This window comes from Thioalkalivibrio thiocyanodenitrificans ARhD 1, assembly GCF_000378965.1.
Classification (GTDB): domain Bacteria; phylum Pseudomonadota; class Gammaproteobacteria; order Ectothiorhodospirales; family Ectothiorhodospiraceae; genus Thioalkalivibrio_A; species Thioalkalivibrio_A thiocyanodenitrificans.
The window spans coordinates 2,986,089-3,001,319 of record NZ_KB900536.1; the positions used below are offsets into that span (position 1 = coordinate 2,986,089).

15 protein-coding genes are annotated in these 15,231 nt (G+C 64.8%); 5 read left to right on the forward strand and 10 right to left on the reverse strand.

Translation table 11 applies throughout. The features are described 5' to 3' along the window. Positions 1-57: 57 nt before the first annotated feature. The 7 genes from rsxC to metG all read right to left on the reverse strand — a co-directional run bounded on the left by rsxC (position 58) and on the right by metG (position 7,212). Positions 58-1,662 (reverse strand): electron transport complex subunit RsxC, encoded by a 1,605-nt coding sequence (gene rsxC / locus THITHI_RS0114105; RefSeq protein ID WP_018233758.1) that lies wholly within the window; start codon positions 1,660-1,662, stop codon positions 58-60. A gap of 102 nt (positions 1,663-1,764) precedes the next feature. After that, positions 1,765-2,325: an electron transport complex subunit RsxB gene (gene rsxB, locus THITHI_RS0114110; protein ID WP_018233759.1), complete on the reverse strand. Its 561-nt coding sequence runs from the start codon at positions 2,323-2,325 to the stop codon at positions 1,765-1,767. A gap of 3 nt (positions 2,326-2,328) precedes the next feature. Further along, positions 2,329-2,907 carry an electron transport complex subunit RsxA gene (gene rsxA, locus THITHI_RS0114115; RefSeq protein ID WP_026186364.1) on the reverse strand — a complete coding sequence of 193 codons (579 nt, stop codon included), beginning with the start codon at positions 2,905-2,907 and terminating at the stop codon, positions 2,329-2,331. Positions 2,908-3,102: 195 nt separating this feature from the next. Beyond that, positions 3,103-3,777 (reverse strand): acireductone synthase, encoded by a 675-nt coding sequence (gene mtnC / locus THITHI_RS0114120; RefSeq protein ID WP_018233761.1) that lies wholly within the window; start codon positions 3,775-3,777, stop codon positions 3,103-3,105. A gap of 145 nt (positions 3,778-3,922) precedes the next feature. Next, entirely contained in the window at positions 3,923-4,465 is a 543-nt protein-coding gene (locus THITHI_RS0114125) for a 1,2-dihydroxy-3-keto-5-methylthiopentene dioxygenase (RefSeq protein WP_018233762.1), read from the reverse strand. After that, entirely contained in the window at positions 4,462-5,088 is a 627-nt protein-coding gene (locus THITHI_RS0114130; RefSeq protein ID WP_018233763.1) for a methylthioribulose 1-phosphate dehydratase, read from the reverse strand. Before THITHI_RS0114130 ends, THITHI_RS0114125 begins: the two co-directional genes overlap by 4 nt. 69 nt (positions 5,089-5,157) lie before the next feature. After that, positions 5,158-7,212 carry a methionine--tRNA ligase gene (gene metG, locus THITHI_RS0114135; protein ID WP_026186366.1) on the reverse strand — a complete coding sequence of 685 codons (2,055 nt, stop codon included), beginning with the start codon at positions 7,210-7,212 and terminating at the stop codon, positions 5,158-5,160. 263 nt (positions 7,213-7,475) lie between these two features. Here metG and apbC point away from each other — a divergent pair, with 263 nt between their 5' ends. After that, positions 7,476-8,567, forward strand: coding sequence for an iron-sulfur cluster carrier protein ApbC (gene apbC / locus THITHI_RS0114145; protein WP_018233766.1), 1,092 nt, complete (start codon positions 7,476-7,478; stop codon positions 8,565-8,567). An 80-nt stretch (positions 8,568-8,647) separates the two neighbouring features. Beyond that, on the forward strand, positions 8,648-9,214 hold the full coding sequence (gene dcd, locus THITHI_RS0114150; RefSeq protein ID WP_026186367.1) for a dCTP deaminase: 567 nt from the start codon (positions 8,648-8,650) through the stop codon (positions 9,212-9,214). Between the two features lie 627 nt (positions 9,215-9,841). Here the strand turns inward: dcd and fabA are convergent. Continuing rightward, on the reverse strand, positions 9,842-10,354 hold the full coding sequence (fabA, locus tag THITHI_RS0114160; protein WP_018233768.1) for a 3-hydroxyacyl-[acyl-carrier-protein] dehydratase FabA: 513 nt from the start codon (positions 10,352-10,354) through the stop codon (positions 9,842-9,844). A 408-nt stretch (positions 10,355-10,762) separates the two neighbouring features. Here fabA and THITHI_RS0114165 point away from each other — a divergent pair, with 408 nt between their 5' ends. Continuing rightward, positions 10,763-12,184: a hypothetical protein gene (locus tag THITHI_RS0114165; protein WP_033337261.1), complete on the forward strand. Its 1,422-nt coding sequence runs from the start codon at positions 10,763-10,765 to the stop codon at positions 12,182-12,184. 84 nt (positions 12,185-12,268) lie between these two features. On the opposite strand, the gene THITHI_RS0114170 is transcribed toward THITHI_RS0114165, so the two are convergent. Continuing rightward, positions 12,269-12,700: a rhodanese-like domain-containing protein gene (locus THITHI_RS0114170; protein ID WP_018233771.1), complete on the reverse strand. Its 432-nt coding sequence runs from the start codon at positions 12,698-12,700 to the stop codon at positions 12,269-12,271. Positions 12,701-12,908: 208 nt separating this feature from the next. Between THITHI_RS0114170 and THITHI_RS0114175 the strand changes: the two genes are divergently transcribed. Both THITHI_RS0114175 and THITHI_RS0114180 read left to right on the forward strand, forming a co-directional pair. Further along, a complete protein-coding gene (locus THITHI_RS0114175; RefSeq protein WP_033336958.1) occupies positions 12,909-13,580 on the forward strand; it encodes an OmpW/AlkL family protein in 672 nt (223 codons plus the stop codon). A gap of 398 nt (positions 13,581-13,978) precedes the next feature. Next, positions 13,979-14,638 carry a TIGR04211 family SH3 domain-containing protein gene (locus THITHI_RS0114180; RefSeq protein ID WP_018233773.1) on the forward strand — a complete coding sequence of 220 codons (660 nt, stop codon included), beginning with the start codon at positions 13,979-13,981 and terminating at the stop codon, positions 14,636-14,638. Positions 14,639-14,693: 55 nt separating this feature from the next. Here THITHI_RS0114180 and THITHI_RS19130 read toward each other — a convergent pair whose 3' ends face one another. Beyond that, positions 14,694-14,972 (reverse strand): hypothetical protein, encoded by a 279-nt coding sequence (locus THITHI_RS19130; RefSeq protein WP_156820560.1) that lies wholly within the window; start codon positions 14,970-14,972, stop codon positions 14,694-14,696. Between the last annotated feature and the right edge of the window lie 259 nt (positions 14,973-15,231).

A 15,231-nucleotide genomic window follows, 5' to 3' on the forward strand; every position in this document is an offset into this window, starting at 1 on the left:
GTGGCAAGTGGCAAGTGGCAAGTGGCAAGGAAATGCAAGGACAACTCCGCTGCCTGATCAGCCGGAGGGCTCCTTGTCCTCTTGCGTTTTGCCTGTGCTCATCTGCTCGGGTTCCTCTGCGGCCTTCCTGGCCTTGGCGCGTTCCAGGGCGGCCTGGATGGCGGCTTTCTTGGGGTCATCGCCGTCCTCGCCGTTCCTGGCGGCGAGAGCGGCCTTCTTGCGTGCCATACGCTCGGCCTTCTCTCGTTCCTCCTGTTCCAGGCGCTGCTGGCGGAACTCGTGGCGCTCACGGGCGATGTCCGCCTTGCGGCGTTCCCGCTCCTGGGCCCAGATCTCCGTCTTGGCGTAGCGGTAGTACTGTACCAGAGGAATGTTGCTGGGACAGACGTAGGCGCAGCAGCCGCACTCGATGCAGTCGAACAGGTTGTAGTCCTGTGTCTTGTCGAAGTCCTTGGCCCGGGCGTACCAGTAGAGCTGCTGCGGGAGCAGTTGCGCCGGACAGACCCGGGTGCATTCGCCGCAGCGGATGCAGGGCATGACCGGCCCGGGTGGCGCCACGTCCTCGTCGGTGGCTGCCAGGATGCAGTTGGTGGCCTTGACCACCGGGACCTCGTCGCTGGGCATGGCGAATCCCATCATGGGACCGCCCATGATCAGGCGGGCCACCTGCGCCGAGTAGCCGCCTGCGGCGGCGATCAGATCCGAGAACGGCGTGCCGATGAGCACTTCCAGGTTGCGCGGATGGTTTACGCCGCGGCCGGCCACCGTGACGATGCGCGAGATCAGTGGCTCGCCCAGGGCAACAGCCCGGTAGATCGCGGCCGCGGTACCGACGTTCTGGCATACCATGCCGATGTCCGCAGGCAGTCCCTGGCTGGGCACTTCGCGTCCGGTGAGCACCTGGATCAACTGCCTTTCGCCCCCGGCAGGGTACTGACTCGGGATGGGCACGATGCGGATGCCGTCCGCCTCCTCACCGCCCAGCGCCTGACGCATGGCCCCGATGGCGGCGGTCATGTGATCCTCGATGCCGATCAGGCAGCGGCGCGGCTGAACCGCCTGCATGAGGATGCGCACGCCCTCGATCACCTCGCGTGCACGGGTCCGCATGAGCATGTCGTCGCAGGTGATAAAGGGCTCGCACTCGGATCCGTTGATGACCAGGCAGTCGAGCGCCTGTCCCGGGCGCGGCGTGATCTTCACCGCGGCGGGGAATGCCGCCCCGCCCAGACCCACGATGCCCGCCTCGCGGATGCAGTTGCGCAGGTCGGATGGATCCGCGTTGAGGTAATCCTCGACGGGCGGGAGGCGGCTGTCGCCCCAGTGGTCGCGGCCATCGGTCTCGATCACCACGCAGGGTGCGGAGAGTCCGGACGGGTGAGGCACCGGGTGGTCCGCCACTTCCGCGACGTAACCGGACGTGGGGGCGTGCACGGCCGCGCCCACGTAGGTGTCGCAGCGGCCGATCACCTGTCCCTTCTCGACCGCGTCGCCCGCCTTCACGCAGGCCTCGGCGGCCTCGCCGATATGCTGGCGCAGCGGCACCACCAGGCGCGCCGGCACGGGCATGGTCAGCACGGGATCGCGGGTACTGGCCTCCTTGTCGGGAGGCAGTTTCAGACCGCCGTGGAAATGCCGCAGCTTGGGGATGAGTTCGGACATGATCGTGAAACATTCTAACCCGGATCTCCGGCTCGCCGGGGGCTTACCCGCATATTGCCCCGGGCCGGCCTGTCGCGGGTCCCGGTGCCGGGCGTTTCCCGCTCAGGAATCGGCCAGGTCGCGGTCCCTGAGGTGCTTCCCGGCCGCTGGGAACGGCCACTTCCATGTGTCGATGTCTTCCGGGATGGGCACCATGTGGATGCAGTCCACCGGACAGGGTTCGACGCACAGTTCGCAGCCGGTGCATTCGCTTTCGATCACCGTGTGCATCTGCTTGGCGGCGCCCAGGATCGCATCCACCGGGCAGGCCTGTATGCACAGGGTGCAGCCGATGCACACCTGCTCGTCGATGACCGCCAGGCTCGGGGCCTTGATTTCGCCCTCCACGGGTTTGGGATCGCGGCCGAGCAGGTCGGCCAGTGCCAGCACCGTGGCTTCGCCGCCGGGGGGACAGCGATTGATGTCCGCCTCGCCGGCCGCGATGGCCTCGGCGTAGGGGCGGCAGCCGGCAAAGCTGCACTGGCCGCACTGGGTCTGGGGCAGCAGCGCGTCGATCTGGTCCACCACCGGGTCGCTCTCCACCCGGAACCGTACCGCGGAGTAGCCCAGCAGCAGGCCGAACACGGCGGCCAGGGCACTGATGGCGAGGATGGCGGCCAGCACGGGCTATCTCACCAGACCGACGAAACCCATGAAGCCGAGCGACATGAGCCCGGCGGTAATGAGTGCGATGGCATTGCCGCGAAATGGCAGGGGTACGTCGGCTACGGCCACGCGTTCGCGCATCGAGGCGAACAGGATCAGCACCAGGGAGAAGCCCGTTGCCGCGCCCAGGCCGTAGAGGGCGGACTCGATGAAGCCGTGGGCCTCCTGCACGTTGAGCAGGGCCACGCCCAGCACGGCGCAGTTGGTGGTGATCAGCGGCAGAAAGATGCCCAGCACGTTGTACAGCAGCGGGCTGGTCTTGTGCACCACCATCTCGGTGAACTGCACCACCGCTGCGATCACCAGAATGAATGCGATGGTGCGCAGGTACTCCAGCCCCAGGGGTGCGAGCATGTACTCGTTGACCAGATAACTGCACACCGAGGAGAGCGTGAGCACGAAGGTGGTGGCGAGCCCCATGCCAGTAGCGGTCTCCACCTTGCGCGACACCCCCATGAACGGACACAGCCCCAGGAACTTCACCAGGACGAAGTTGTTCACCAGCACGGTGCCGATCAGGATGAGGGCGTATTCGGTCATCATTCGTCAGTATCCGGCAGCCTCCGACAGTGCTGCAACCGGGGCGCGACTATGGGAATTCGCTTGAACTGCGACGCAAAGACGCAAAGACGCAGAGGAGCGCAAAGGTTTTTTGGTTTTCAATCTCAGGAATTTCTCTTTGCGAACCTTTGCGTCTTCGCGGCTTTGCGTCGCGCTTTCATGATCTCGGTCAATTTAGAGCCCGATCTCATGGAAGTCCCGCGCCACCGGGTGGGGGCCGAAGTCCTCGCCGCCGGCGGCGCGGTCCAGGGCGGTGGTCCGCATGCCGGCCTCGGCGGCCGCGTCCAGTTCCGCGCGCAGGTCGGAGAGGAACAGGATCTCGCGGGGCTCCACGCCCAGTTCGCCGGCGATGGTCTTGTAGGAGGCGGTATCCCGTTTGCCCCCGACGCGGGTGTCGAAGTAGGCATCGAACAACGGGTTGAGATCCCCGAAGGCCGTGTGGCCGAACAGCAGTTTCTGGGCATGCACCGAGCCGGAGGAGTAGACGGCCAGCCGGATGTCCTCCTCGTGCCAGCGGCGCAGCCGCTCCACGGCATCCTCGTACACATGGCCCTGGAAATCCCCCCGCGTATAGCCCTCCTCCCAGATGAGTCCCTGGAGCGCCTTCAGCGGTGTGATCTTCTGATCGTGGTCGATCCAGGCGAGCATGCGTTCGATGAGCGCCTCGTCATCCAGATCGCCGCCCGCGTAGGCGCCTGCGTCGGCCAGCAGGCGCCTGACCTCCGTGTCGTCGCCATGAGCGCGCACGAACTCCGGCAGATGCGCCCGCGCATACGGAAACAGCACGTCCTTCACAAAGGACAGGCTGGAGGTGGTGCCTTCGATGTCAGTGAGAATGATTCTGGTCATGTGCTGGCCTTCGGGTTCGAAGAAATCAACCGCGACGCAAAGACGCGAAGACGCAGAGATTCGCAAAGAAGATCCTTTCTGGGTTCAAAGATGAGAATTTTTGCGCCCCTTTGTGTCTTCGCGGCTTTGCGTCGCGGTTGCGCCTTCACTCGCCGAAGCGCGGAAAGCGGCTGGCGATGTCGCTGCCGGTGAAGTTGGCCACCCAGCCTTCCGGGTTTGAGAACAGGCGGATGGCGGTAAAGCGCGGTTCCGGCCCCATGTCGAACCAGTGGGTGGTGTTGTCGGGCACGCTGATGAGATCGCCCTTCCCGCACAGGACGCCGTAGACCTGCCGGCTCTTGTGGATGTAGAACAGGCCCTGGCCGTCCACGAAGAACCGAACCTCGTCCTCGCTGTGGGTGTGCTCGTCCAGAAATTTGGCCCGCAGGGCCTCGCGCTGGGGATGATCCGGCGTCAGGCTGACCACGTCCGCGGATCGGAACCCGTTCTCGCGCATCAGCCGGTCCACGTCATCCCGGTAGGCGTCCAGGATCTCCTCCTGGGAGGCGCCGGGCGCGAGGGGCCTGCCTGCGTCCCAGCGCTCGAAGCGGATGCCGATGGCATTCAGTTCACGGCGGATGTCGTCGAACCCGGTGAAACGCCGGGGGCTGCCCGGATCGTTCTCCGGGTAGATGCTGAGCTCGCTCATGTGCGCAACCTCCTCGTGAGCACTTCGCATTCGAACAGGAACTCGAACGCCTCCATGTGCCGGCGTGCGGTCTGCACATCGGTGCCCCAGGTGTAGAGACCGTGGCCTTCGATCAGATAGCCGGCGGTGTCGGGCTCGCGGTTCAGCAGATCGTCCACCCGGGCGGCCAGCCGGCGGATGTCCTGATCGTTGGCGAACACGGGCACATTGAGGGCCGCCTCGTGGGTGTCGAAGCCCGGCAGGGCCTTGAGCACCTCATAGTCTTCCAGCGCGAGACCGTCCGGCGAGAGCCGCGAGAGCACCGTGGCGTTCACCGAATGGGTATGCAGCACGGCACCGGTCCGCGGTGACCGCCGGTACATGATGGTGTGCAGAAAGGCCTCCGCCGACGGCTGCTCGCCCTCGGAGACGACATTGCCCTCCAGATCCATCACCATCAGATCGTCCCCGGTGAGTTCGCCCTTGTGGCGGCCCGATACCGTGATGGCCATGTGGTGGTCGTCCAGACGGGCGGAAAGATTGCCCGCCGTGGCCGGCACCCAGCCTCGCTCGAAGAAGAAGCGCCCCACGGAAACCAGCTCCGCCGCACGCGCCCTGAATATGGGATTCAGTTCATTCATCATAAAGGCTGTTCGTTGTCAGTGGTCCGTTGTCCTTTACAACTGACAACTGACAACGGACCACTGACCAACTCACTTGACCCTCATGCCCGGGCGGGCGCCATCGTCCGGGCTGAGGATGAACAATTCCTTCCCACCCGGCCCGGCGGCCAGGACCATGCCCTCCGAGACGCCGAACTTCATCTTCCGCGGGGCCAGATTGGCGACCATCACCGTGAGCTTGCCCTCGAGCACCGCCGGGTCGTAGGCGGACCGGATGCCGGCGAACACCCGGCGGGTCTCGCCGCCGAGATCCAGGGTCAGGCGCAGCAGCCTGTCGGCGCCTTCCACGTGCTCGGCGCGAATGATACGGGCGATGCGCAGATCGACCCGGGCGAAATCCTCGATGCCGATCTCACCGGCGATGGGGCCGCCTTCCAGTGCCTGTGTCGATTCCGTGGCTTCCCCGCCGGCCGTGGCCAGATCCTCCCGGGAGGCGATCTGCAGTTGCTCCACTGCCGCGGGATCCACGCGGGTCATCAGCGGCTGGAAGGCGTTGATCCGATGTCCGGTGAGGGGTTCCGCGATGTGATCCCAGGCAAGCGGCGGCACGTTGAGGAAGGCTTCGGCCTTCTCCGCCATGCGCGGCAGCACGGGCTTGAGACAGGCCATCAGCACCCGGAAGAGATTGAGCCCCTGGCTGCATACCGCCTGCACCCGGTCGCCGGCCCCTTCCTGTTTGGCCAGCACCCAGGGCTTGTGTTCGTCGATGTACTGGTTGGCCGCGTCGGCGAGCGCCATGATCTCGCGCATGGCCTGGCCGAACTCCCGGCCCTCGTAGAGTTTCGCGATCTCCTCGCGGCTGCGGGCGAACCGGTCATGGAGGTCCGGATCGGGCAGGCTGTCCGCCAGGCGCCCGTTGAAATGCTTGTGGATGAACCCCGCGCAGCGCGAGGCGATGTTGACCACCTTGCCCACCAGGTCGCTGTTCACGCGGGCGATGAAGTCCTCGAGGTTGAGGTCGATGTCGTCCACGCCGGGGCCGAGCTTGGCGGCGAAGTAGTAGCGCAGGTATTCCGGATCCAGGTGGTCCAGGTAGGTACGCGCCTTGATGAAGGTGCCCCGGGACTTGGACATCTTCTGGCCGTTGACGGTGAGAAAACCGTGGCAATGCACCGCCGTGGGGGCGCGAAAGCCCGCGCCCGTGAGCATGGCGGGCCAGAACAGAGTGTGGAAATAGGCGATATCCTTGCCGATGAAGTGATGCAGTTCGGCGCGGCTGTCCGGCGACCACCAGGCGTCGAAATCCAGGCCGTGCGACTCGCAATAGCGCTTGAAGCTCGCCATGTAGCCGATGGGCGCGTCCAGCCATACGTAGAAGTATTTGCCCGGGGCGTCGGGGATCTCGAAGCCCCAGTAGGGGGCGTCCCGGGAGATGTCCCAGTCGGACAGCCCCGCCTGGAACCACTCATTGAGCTTGTTGCGGATCTCCGGTTGCAGGCTGCCGGAGGCCGTCCAGGTGCGCAGAAACTTCGCGAAGTCGGCGAGCTGGAAGAAATAGTGTTCCGATTCCTTCTCCACCGGCGTGGCGCCCGACAGGGCGGAGACGGGATTCTTCAGGTCCGTGGGGGTATAGGTGGCGCCGCAGGCCTCGCAGGAATCTCCGTACTGGTCCGGCGCGCCGCACCTGGGACACTCGCCCTTGATGAACCGGTCGGGCAGGAACATGCCCGCCTCGGGGTCATAGGCCTGGCGGATGGTGCGCCGGGCGATGTGACCCTTGTCCCGCAGCCGGGTATAGATCAGTTCGGCGAAGTGGCGGTTCTCCGGCGAGTGCGTGCTGTGGTACTGGTCGAAGGCCACGCGGAAATCGGCAAAGTCGGCCCGGTGCTCGTGACCGATGCGCTCGATGAGGGCCTCGGGCTCGATCCCCTCGGCGCGCGCCTTGAGCATGATGGGCGTGCCGTGGGCATCATCGGCGCACACATAGATGCATTCATGGCCGCGCATGCGCTGGAAACGCACCCAGATGTCGGTCTGGATGTACTCCACCAGGTGGCCCAGGTGAATGGGACCGTTGGCGTAGGGCAGGGCGCTGGTCACCAGGATCTGCCGCCCGGCTGCGTTGTGATCGGGGCTTGGGCTCATGAGGTATACGGAATTGGCGGGAAAAGTGAGCTAAGTTAGCAGGTTGCCGGCCCGATGGCCACCGGCCGGGCCGGCGGCATGCCCCCGGCGGTGGCGCGGCTCATGGCGCTCGCGGCCGCCGGTCCCGGCGGCTACCCCACAATGGGTGGTTTTTTTGCGGGCCGCGCGATGGTGTAGAATCCCGACTCCTGTCCCCGCCCTTTCGATGTCCGTGCGGGGCCCGTGTGAATCAGAATTCGATACTGACCCCAAGGAGTTCAGTCATGTCAGAGGTATCCCGGCTACAGGTTGAGACCGCACTCAAGGAGATCCAGGACCCGTATGTGGAGAAGGACCTTGTCAGCGCGGGCGAGGTGGGGGATATCCGCATCGACGGAGACCGTGTCGAGGTGGACGTGAAGTTGGGCTACCCGGCCGTCGGCACCCACGAGGCCCTGGCGGAACAGGTGCGCGCGAAGGTGGGCGCCATCCAGGGTGTCTCGGGCGTCGAGGTCAAGGTGGAGACCCGCATCACCGCCCATGCCGTGCAAAAGAACCTCAAGCCCATGGAGGGCATCAAGAACATCATCGCCGTGGCCTCCGGCAAGGGCGGAGTGGGCAAGTCCACCACCGCTGTGAACCTGGCCCTGGCGCTGGCCGCCGAGGGCGCCAGCGTGGGCATCCTGGACGCCGATATCTACGGCCCCAGTCTGCCCCGCATGCTGGGTATCCAGGGCCGCCCCGAGTCCCAGGACGGGCAGCACATGGAGCCCCTGGAGAACCACGGCCTGCAGGCCATGTCCATCGGCTTCCTCATCGAGGAGGACACCCCGATGATCTGGCGCGGTCCCATGGTCACCCAGGCCCTGGAGCAGCTGCTGCGCGAGACCCGTTGGTCGGGGCTCGACTACCTGGTGGTGGATCTCCCCCCGGGCACCGGCGACGTGCAGCTGACCCTGGCCCAGAAGATCCCGGTGAGCGGCGCGGTGATTGTCACCACCCCCCAGGACATCGCCCTGCTGGATGCCCGCAAGGGTCTGAAGATGTTCGAGAAGGTGGAGGTGCCGGTGCTGGGCATCGTGGAGAACATGAGCATCCATATCTGCTCCAAGTGCGGTCACGAGGAGCACATCTTCGGCGAGGGCGGCGGGGAGCGCATGGCCAAAGACTTCGGCGTGGAGATGCTGGGCGCTCTGCCGCTGGACATCCACATCCGCGAGCAGGCCGACGGCGGCACGCCCACGGTGATTGCCGACCCGGATGGTCGCGTGGCGGAGATCTACCGGGAGATCGCCCGACGGGCGGCGGCGCGGCTGGCCGTGCAGTCCCGCGACTACAGCGCCAAGTTCCCGAGCATCGTGATTCAGAACACTTAAATTCAGTGGCAAGTCTCAAGTGGCAAGTGGCAAGGTAAGGGACCCATGCCGCTTGTGGCTTGCCCTTGGGGCTGGCATTCATGTCAATCAAATCGGATCGGTGGATCCGCCGCATGGCGGAGCAGCATGGAATGATCGAGCCCTTCGAGCCGGGGCAGGTGCGTCATGTGAACGGGGAGCGCATCGTGTCTTACGGCACGTCCAGCTACGGCTATGACGTGCGATGTGCCGACGAATTCAAGATATTCACCAACATCAATTCCAGCATCGTCGATCCCAAGGGATTCGATGAACGCAGTTTCGTGGATGTGAAATCCGACGTCTGCATCATTCCGCCCAATTCCTTCGCACTGGCCCGCACCGTGGAGTACTTCCGCATCCCGCGGTCTGTGCTGACCATCTGTCTGGGCAAGAGCACCTACGCCCGCTGCGGCATCATCGTCAACGTGACCCCGCTGGAACCCGAGTGGGAGGGCCACGTGACGCTGGAGTTCTCCAATACGACACCGCTGCCCGCCAAGATCTACGCCAACGAGGGCGTGGCGCAGATGCTGTTCCTGGAATCCGACGAGATCTGCGAGACCTCCTACAAGGACCGGGGCGGCAAATACCAGGGCCAGCGCGGAGTCACCCTGCCCAAGACGTGACCTTCGGAAGGATGAAGGATGATGTAGCCACAGAGGGCACAGAGGTCACAGAGAAAAACCGAAAGGATCGTAGGTTGGGGTGAGCGCAGCGAACCCCAACATGGAGGAGGTTCCCCGGGCCCCGGCTGTTGGGGTTCGTTCCTCACCCCAACCTACAACTGCTAAAAGCTTTTCCTCGGTGCCCTCTGTGGCAGGAAAGCAGTGCAGTAGGATGGGTCAAGCGAAGCGGACCCATGCTGTGCGGCCAGTCGAGGTGGCAGAATGCGCGGGAGGTCCGCATGGGCACGCTGCGCTTTGCCCATCCTACGGTCCTGTTGGTTTTCCTCGGTGCCCTCTGTGGCAGGAAAGCAGCGCAGTAGGATGGGTCAAGCGAAGCGGACCCATGCTGTGCGGCCAGTCGAGGTGGCAGAATGCGCGGGAGGTCCGCATGGGCACGCTGCGCTTTGCCCATCCTACGGTCTGCTAAAAGCTTTTCCTCGGTGCCCTCTGTGGCAGGAAAGCAGCGCAGTAGGATGGGTCAAGCGAAGCGGACCCATGCTGTGCGGCCAGTCAGGGAGGCAGGAGTCGGGCTGACCTTCATCCTTCACCCCTCTCTCCTCACGCCTTTCCCCTCACGCGGCCCCAGCCTCAGAAATTCTCCGTGGAGGTGAACAGCCCCACGCGCAGGTCCCTGGCGGTGTAGATCTCACGCCCGTCCACGCTCACCGAGCCGTCGGCAATACCCAGCACCAGCTTGCGGGTGATCACGCGCTTGACGTCCACCTGGTAGGTGACCTTTTTCGCCGTGGGCAGTACCTGGCCGGTGAACTTCACCTCGCCCACGCCAAGGGCGCGTCCGCGCCCCGGATTGCCCAGCCAGGCAAGATAGAAACCCACCAACTGCCACATGGCGTCCAGGCCCAGGCATCCGGGCATCACCGGGTCTCCGGGGAAGTGACAGTCGAAGAACCACAGGTTCGGGTTGATATCCAGCTCGGCCTTCATCTCGCCCTTTCCGAAGGCACCGCCCTCATCGCAGATGCGCGTGACGCGGTCCATCATGAGCATGTTGGGTACGGGCAGCTGAGCGTTGCCCGGCCCGAACATCTCGCCATAACCGCATTTCAGAAGCTGTTCACGATCAAAAGTTTCCACGCGCATGAAGGGGTCCGCCAGAGTCCATGGAGCCGCCTATTGGACCGGAATACGTCTGCCGGTACAAGTTTGGCGGCGCGGTGTCGGAGCCCGACCCGAATGCCTTCTCCCGCAAGGAGAGCGACGCTGATATGCTGGGTGGCGCAAGTTATACGGATCACGACCCCGGACCGGTTGCAAGGGTCGCCAGGGCGTGACGCATTGCGCTCTTCGAATGCTGACGGCGTTCGGCCATTGCGCGGGCCCTGTACACTGGATCCAACGCCGGATCGATCCGCATGTTCCACGGTCCGTGAACGATACACCGCGATCCAGGCACCCGGCGCCTGGATCGGCAGCGCCGCTGGAGGCGGGGCCGTGCTGTTGCATCAGGGGCAGGCCATCGGGTCCCGGTCGGCAACCAAGGGGGAATCCATGTCCATAGAAGCCGTGTTGGGACTCTGGAGCGACGCCATGGTTCTGTCCGTGGTGATCTGGCTGGTACTGATAGTGGCGGTGCTTTACGCGGGCCGGCGCTGGATCGAGCCCCTCGGGACGGCCCTGTTTCAGGGCGTGTATCACCTGCTGCGATTGAGCGCCCGATCTGTCCGGGCGGCCGCGCGTCACGTGGAGCAACGCCATCGGGCGTACCTTCGGGCCCTCGAGCGCGAGCATCTGGATCATCAGCTGTACCGCGAACTGCACGGTCTGCACGATCGTGTGAACCGTGATCTGGGCGGGTATCCGGTGTTGCAAAGGGCCATGCACGAGCAGATCCAGCGCCTGGAGCAGGATTACCACGCGGCCGAGGCATTGCCGCCGGCGGAGCCGCCCTGGCTGCGCACGGTGGCCGAGCTGGCAAAGAACCAGCCCCATGGTGACCCGGCCGTGGCCCGCGTCCTGGAGGATATCCATGACGGCCTGCAACGGGCCGGCCGCGCCGCGCAGGACGAGTACCACGCTGCCAGCCGCGAGCGTCTTGAACTGCTGCGGGCCATGCTGCCCGCCTGGCGGGCTCTGGGCGAACGTCTGAATGCGGTGGAACACGCCATCCAGCGCGTCGTGTCCAGAAGCCGCCAGGTGGATGAGATCGTGGGCCGCCATGAAGCCCTGGCCCAGGGCGGGGCGGAGATCGATGCGGGTCTGGTGGCGGGCTCGGTGGGCCGCCTGCTGGTGAGCGGCGCCCTGCTGGCGCTTGCGGCGCTGGCCGCCGTGGTGAGTTTTCACCTGATCGAGCGCCCCATGGCGGAGGCGGTGGGCCTCGCGGATCACATCGGTCCCTGGCCCCTGTCAGCACTCGCTTCCGGCCTGCTGATTCTGCTGGCCGTGGCCACCGGTCTGCTGATGACGGAAACCCGGCACCTGACCCGTCTGGTCCCGGGTCTGGGCAACGTGGATCCGGGTGTCCGGCGTTGGCTGTTCGGGGCCGGGTTGCTGATGCTGCTGGTGGTGGCCGGTCTGCAGGGGGCCCTGGCCTTCTCCCGGGAGTTTCTCATTGCGCAGGATGAGCGGCTGACCCTGATGATGACCCTCGAACCGGACGTCTCGGCAACGATGGTGCGGTGGATTCCCATGCTCACGCAGATGGGGATGGGCTTTATCCTGCCGCTGCTCGTGGCCCTGACAGCCGTGCCCCTGGAATCCTTCCTGCGCCACCTGCGCGTGGTGCTCGGCGTGACGCTGGCCGTGGCGCTGCGTCTGCTGGGTTTTGTGCTGGGCTTCCTTGCCCGGCTGGTGCGTTGGGTGGCGTCGCTGGTGCGGGTGGTCTACGGCCTGCTGATCTTCGTGCCCGTGACGATCGGGCAACGGGTGCGGGAGAAATCCAACGGGCGGGAACCGGGGGAGCGTGAGGCGTGAATTGAAGTGAGAAGGGTGAATTGGGAAGTGGGAAATTCAACGGCCTTTACTTCTTACTTCCCAATTCACCCTTCTCACTTCAATTCAGCACTGTTCCCACGGCAGGCCCCGGAAGCGCCAGCCGCCGATGGTGGAGCGGTGGTGACCCTCGTCCAGTTCGCCCTCGAAGCCTTCGGTCACGTTGTAGACCTTGATCAGCCCCGATTGCATCAGGGCACGGCCGGCTTCCCGTGAGCGTTTGCCGCTTCGGCAGATGAGCACCACCGGGGCACATTCCCCCTCCTCTTCGCAGACCGCGCCACCGAGCAGCAGTTTGCGCACTTCCGTGACGAAGTGCGGGTTCACTGTCCAGTCCGGCTCGTCGATCCAGGATACGTGTATGGCGCCCACGGGATGACCCACGAACAGGAACTCCATGGTGGAGCGCACATCCACCAGTATCGCGCGGGGGTTGTGTTGCAGGAGGTCGAAGGCCTCCTGCGGGCTCAGTCCGATGGGCGTGTGGTCGTCTTTCATTGCGGGTGAGTTCCTTTGCCGGGCACGCATTGGCCTTCCATAAGCATAGTGCAGGCAAGCGACACCATGCCCGGCTTCTCGTCGTAATAACCATTCAAAAATTAGGATTTTTGATCCCCGTCAAAAACCATAATCATCATATGGGTTAAAAGGTTCCCGTCTCTACCTTTCCTGCATTTCTTACCATTTTCGAGGGAGAACGGCCTACATGAATATCTGGCAAAAGACGATCGTTGCGGGGTGCATGGTCCTGACCGCTGCTCCGGCACTGGCCCTTGACCGGGGCGATATGCTGGTCCGATTCGGGCCCACGTGGGTCATGCCCAACGACAGCAGCGGCGAAGTGACGCCGCCCGGCGTCGAAGGGGTGTCGGTGGATAACGGCTCGGCGCTGGGTGTGAGCTTCACCTACATGGCCACCCCCAACGTGGGTATCGAGGTCCTGGCCGCCACCCCGTTCAAGCACGACATCAAGAGCAGCGGCGATCTGGCTGGCGTAGTCCCCGGCAAGATCGGCGATACCTACCACCTGCCGCCCACGGTCTCGTTGCAGTATCACTTCACAGACCTGGGCGCCATGCGTCCCTATCTGGGCGCGGGCATCAACTACACCAACTTCTTCAAGAGCAGGACCCGGGGAGGGCTGCGCGATGCCGGCTACGACGGCCTGAGTCTGAGTGATTCATGGGGCTGGTCGCTGCAGGCGGGCGTGGACGTGGATGTCAACGAGCGCTGGTTCGTGGGCGCGAGCCTGTACTACATGTCCATCGACACCACCGCCAAGGTGCGCGGCGAGGGCGGCCCCTTCGGCGACGAACTCCGGGTGAACGTGGATATCGACCCGTGGGTACTCATGGTGGGCGCCGGGCTGCGTTTCTGACCGCCACGGGCCGCCGGCCGTCCGGCCGGCGGCCCGGATCCGGGCGAAACCGCCGTTGCCGACGAAGGTTTTCCATTCGAGACGTCGAAGAACCTGTCTGAACCCCCATGGTTGTCTTTGCGGGCTTGCCGGCCGTTAAACAAACCCGCGGCCCTTGATGCCGACCTGCCGGTGCGCCGCTTCTCCCGCGACGTTCACCGATGATCCCTTTTTTTGGTACCTTACCCGGGTCAGGTCTGCCCGGCGCGTCCCATGTGCGTCTCACCCGAGTGACCGGTGGCAGCGGGCTGTTCAGGCCGCCCGGGCGCATACTTTATGTGAAGTTCGCGCGGCCCGGCTCGCGGGCCGGCACGTAGAATGTGAACCTTTTTCAGCCGCCCCGTCGGCGGAGGTCCCGAGTGAAGTTCCTTGTGCTGTTTCTCCTGGTGATCCTCGCCGCCGGGTTCGCCCATGCCGATACCGCTTACATCAGCGACGACCTTAATGTGGCCATCCGCTCGGGCAAGACCTTCCAGCATCGCATCATGCGTTTCGTGCCCAGCGGTACCCCGGTGGAGGTGCTGCAGCGGGATGATGACGGCTATGTGCTGGTCCGTACCCCGGAAGGCACCGAGGGCTGGCTCGAGGGGGCCCAGCTTTCGCGGCAGCCCCATGCCAGGGACCGCCTGGCCCAGACGGAGCGGGAGATGGATGGACTGCGCGAAAGGCTGACGCAGGCCGAGGAGCGCGTCTCCACGCTTCGCGATGAGCGCGCTCAGGCGCGTGCCCGTGTGCGGGAGACGGAGGCGGCGATCGAGGCCATGGTCATGGAGATGGAGACGCTGCGCGAGACCGCCGCGCGGCCCATGGAGATCGCCCGGGAGAACGAACGGCTGCAGGACCTCGCGGGTCAGTACCGGATGCGAGCCGAGGCCCTGGAGTCACGCATGGAGGAACTGCGCCAGTCGGAACAGCGGCAGTGGTTCATGATCGGCGCGGGCGTGGCCGTGGGCAGCGCGCTGTTGGGTATCATTCTCACACGCATCCGCTGGCGCCGCCGAAACGACGGATGGGCGTAGACAGAACGAGGAGGAAGGTTTTCGTCTGAGGGATGGCGGGACAGACGGTCCGCGCTCAACTGGACAGGCCGCAGGTGATGAGGCGGTGCTGCGCGCGTCGCGCGAGGTTGTTCTGGACCAGACCGACGAGGGTGTCGACGGGGTTCATGATCTCCGTATCGCACGGCTGAGCGGCCAGCGTCCGGGTACCGAGTCCGGCCAGGCGGGCCAGCTCCTCGTCCGTGAGTGCGTCCAGACTGAAACGCTCCCCGTAACGGGCCTCCAGGTACGCGAAGTATTCGCTCAACGGCGAGGGCTTCCGGGCGTTCTTCATGGCACCTACCCATGTATCCATGGCTGGATTTTTTATGGCACGGGGTGCCCGGGGAGACAACGATCGGGTGACAGAAATGGGCAGTGGTCCCCGATTTTCTCCCCGGTCCTTGACGACGCGCACACTCCGGGCCGGTGGGGCACCCCGACCGGGTCCCCGGGCAGACCTCCTTGTATCTTGTATCCCGCCTCTTGTATCGTGACCCCTGTATCTGCGCTTCATATGAACCTTCCGTTCGGCTTCGGTTGCATTCGGCGGGTTCGCGCTGTCCGTGAATGCG

Bases quoted from the DNA above. Each gene is read 5' to 3' on its own strand.
- THITHI_RS0114125 (WP_018233762.1), bottom strand. From the start codon at position 4,465: ATGAGCGAGCTCAGCATCTACCCGGAGAACGATCCGGGCAGCCCCCGG.
- mtnC (WP_018233761.1), bottom strand. From the start codon at position 3,777: ATGACCAGAATCATTCTCACTGACATCGAAGGCACCACCTCCAGCCTG.
- rsxC (WP_018233758.1), bottom strand. From the start codon at position 1,662: ATGTCCGAACTCATCCCCAAGCTGCGGCATTTCCACGGCGGTCTGAAA.
- THITHI_RS0114130 (WP_018233763.1), bottom strand. From the start codon at position 5,088: ATGATGAATGAACTGAATCCCATATTCAGGGCGCGTGCGGCGGAGCTG.
- THITHI_RS0114170 (WP_018233771.1), bottom strand. From the start codon at position 12,700: ATGAAAGACGACCACACGCCCATCGGACTGAGCCCGCAGGAGGCCTTC.
- THITHI_RS0114175 (WP_033336958.1), top strand. From the start codon at position 12,909: ATGAATATCTGGCAAAAGACGATCGTTGCGGGGTGCATGGTCCTGACC.
- fabA (WP_018233768.1), bottom strand. From the start codon at position 10,354: ATGCGCGTGGAAACTTTTGATCGTGAACAGCTTCTGAAATGCGGTTAT.
- dcd (WP_026186367.1), top strand. From the start codon at position 8,648: ATGTCAATCAAATCGGATCGGTGGATCCGCCGCATGGCGGAGCAGCAT.
- THITHI_RS0114165 (WP_033337261.1), top strand. From the start codon at position 10,763: ATGTCCATAGAAGCCGTGTTGGGACTCTGGAGCGACGCCATGGTTCTG.
- metG (WP_026186366.1), bottom strand. From the start codon at position 7,212: ATGAGCCCAAGCCCCGATCACAACGCAGCCGGGCGGCAGATCCTGGTG.
- apbC (WP_018233766.1), top strand. From the start codon at position 7,476: ATGTCAGAGGTATCCCGGCTACAGGTTGAGACCGCACTCAAGGAGATC.
- THITHI_RS19130 (WP_156820560.1), bottom strand. From the start codon at position 14,972: ATGGATACATGGGTAGGTGCCATGAAGAACGCCCGGAAGCCCTCGCCG.
- rsxA (WP_026186364.1), bottom strand. From the start codon at position 2,907: ATGACCGAATACGCCCTCATCCTGATCGGCACCGTGCTGGTGAACAAC.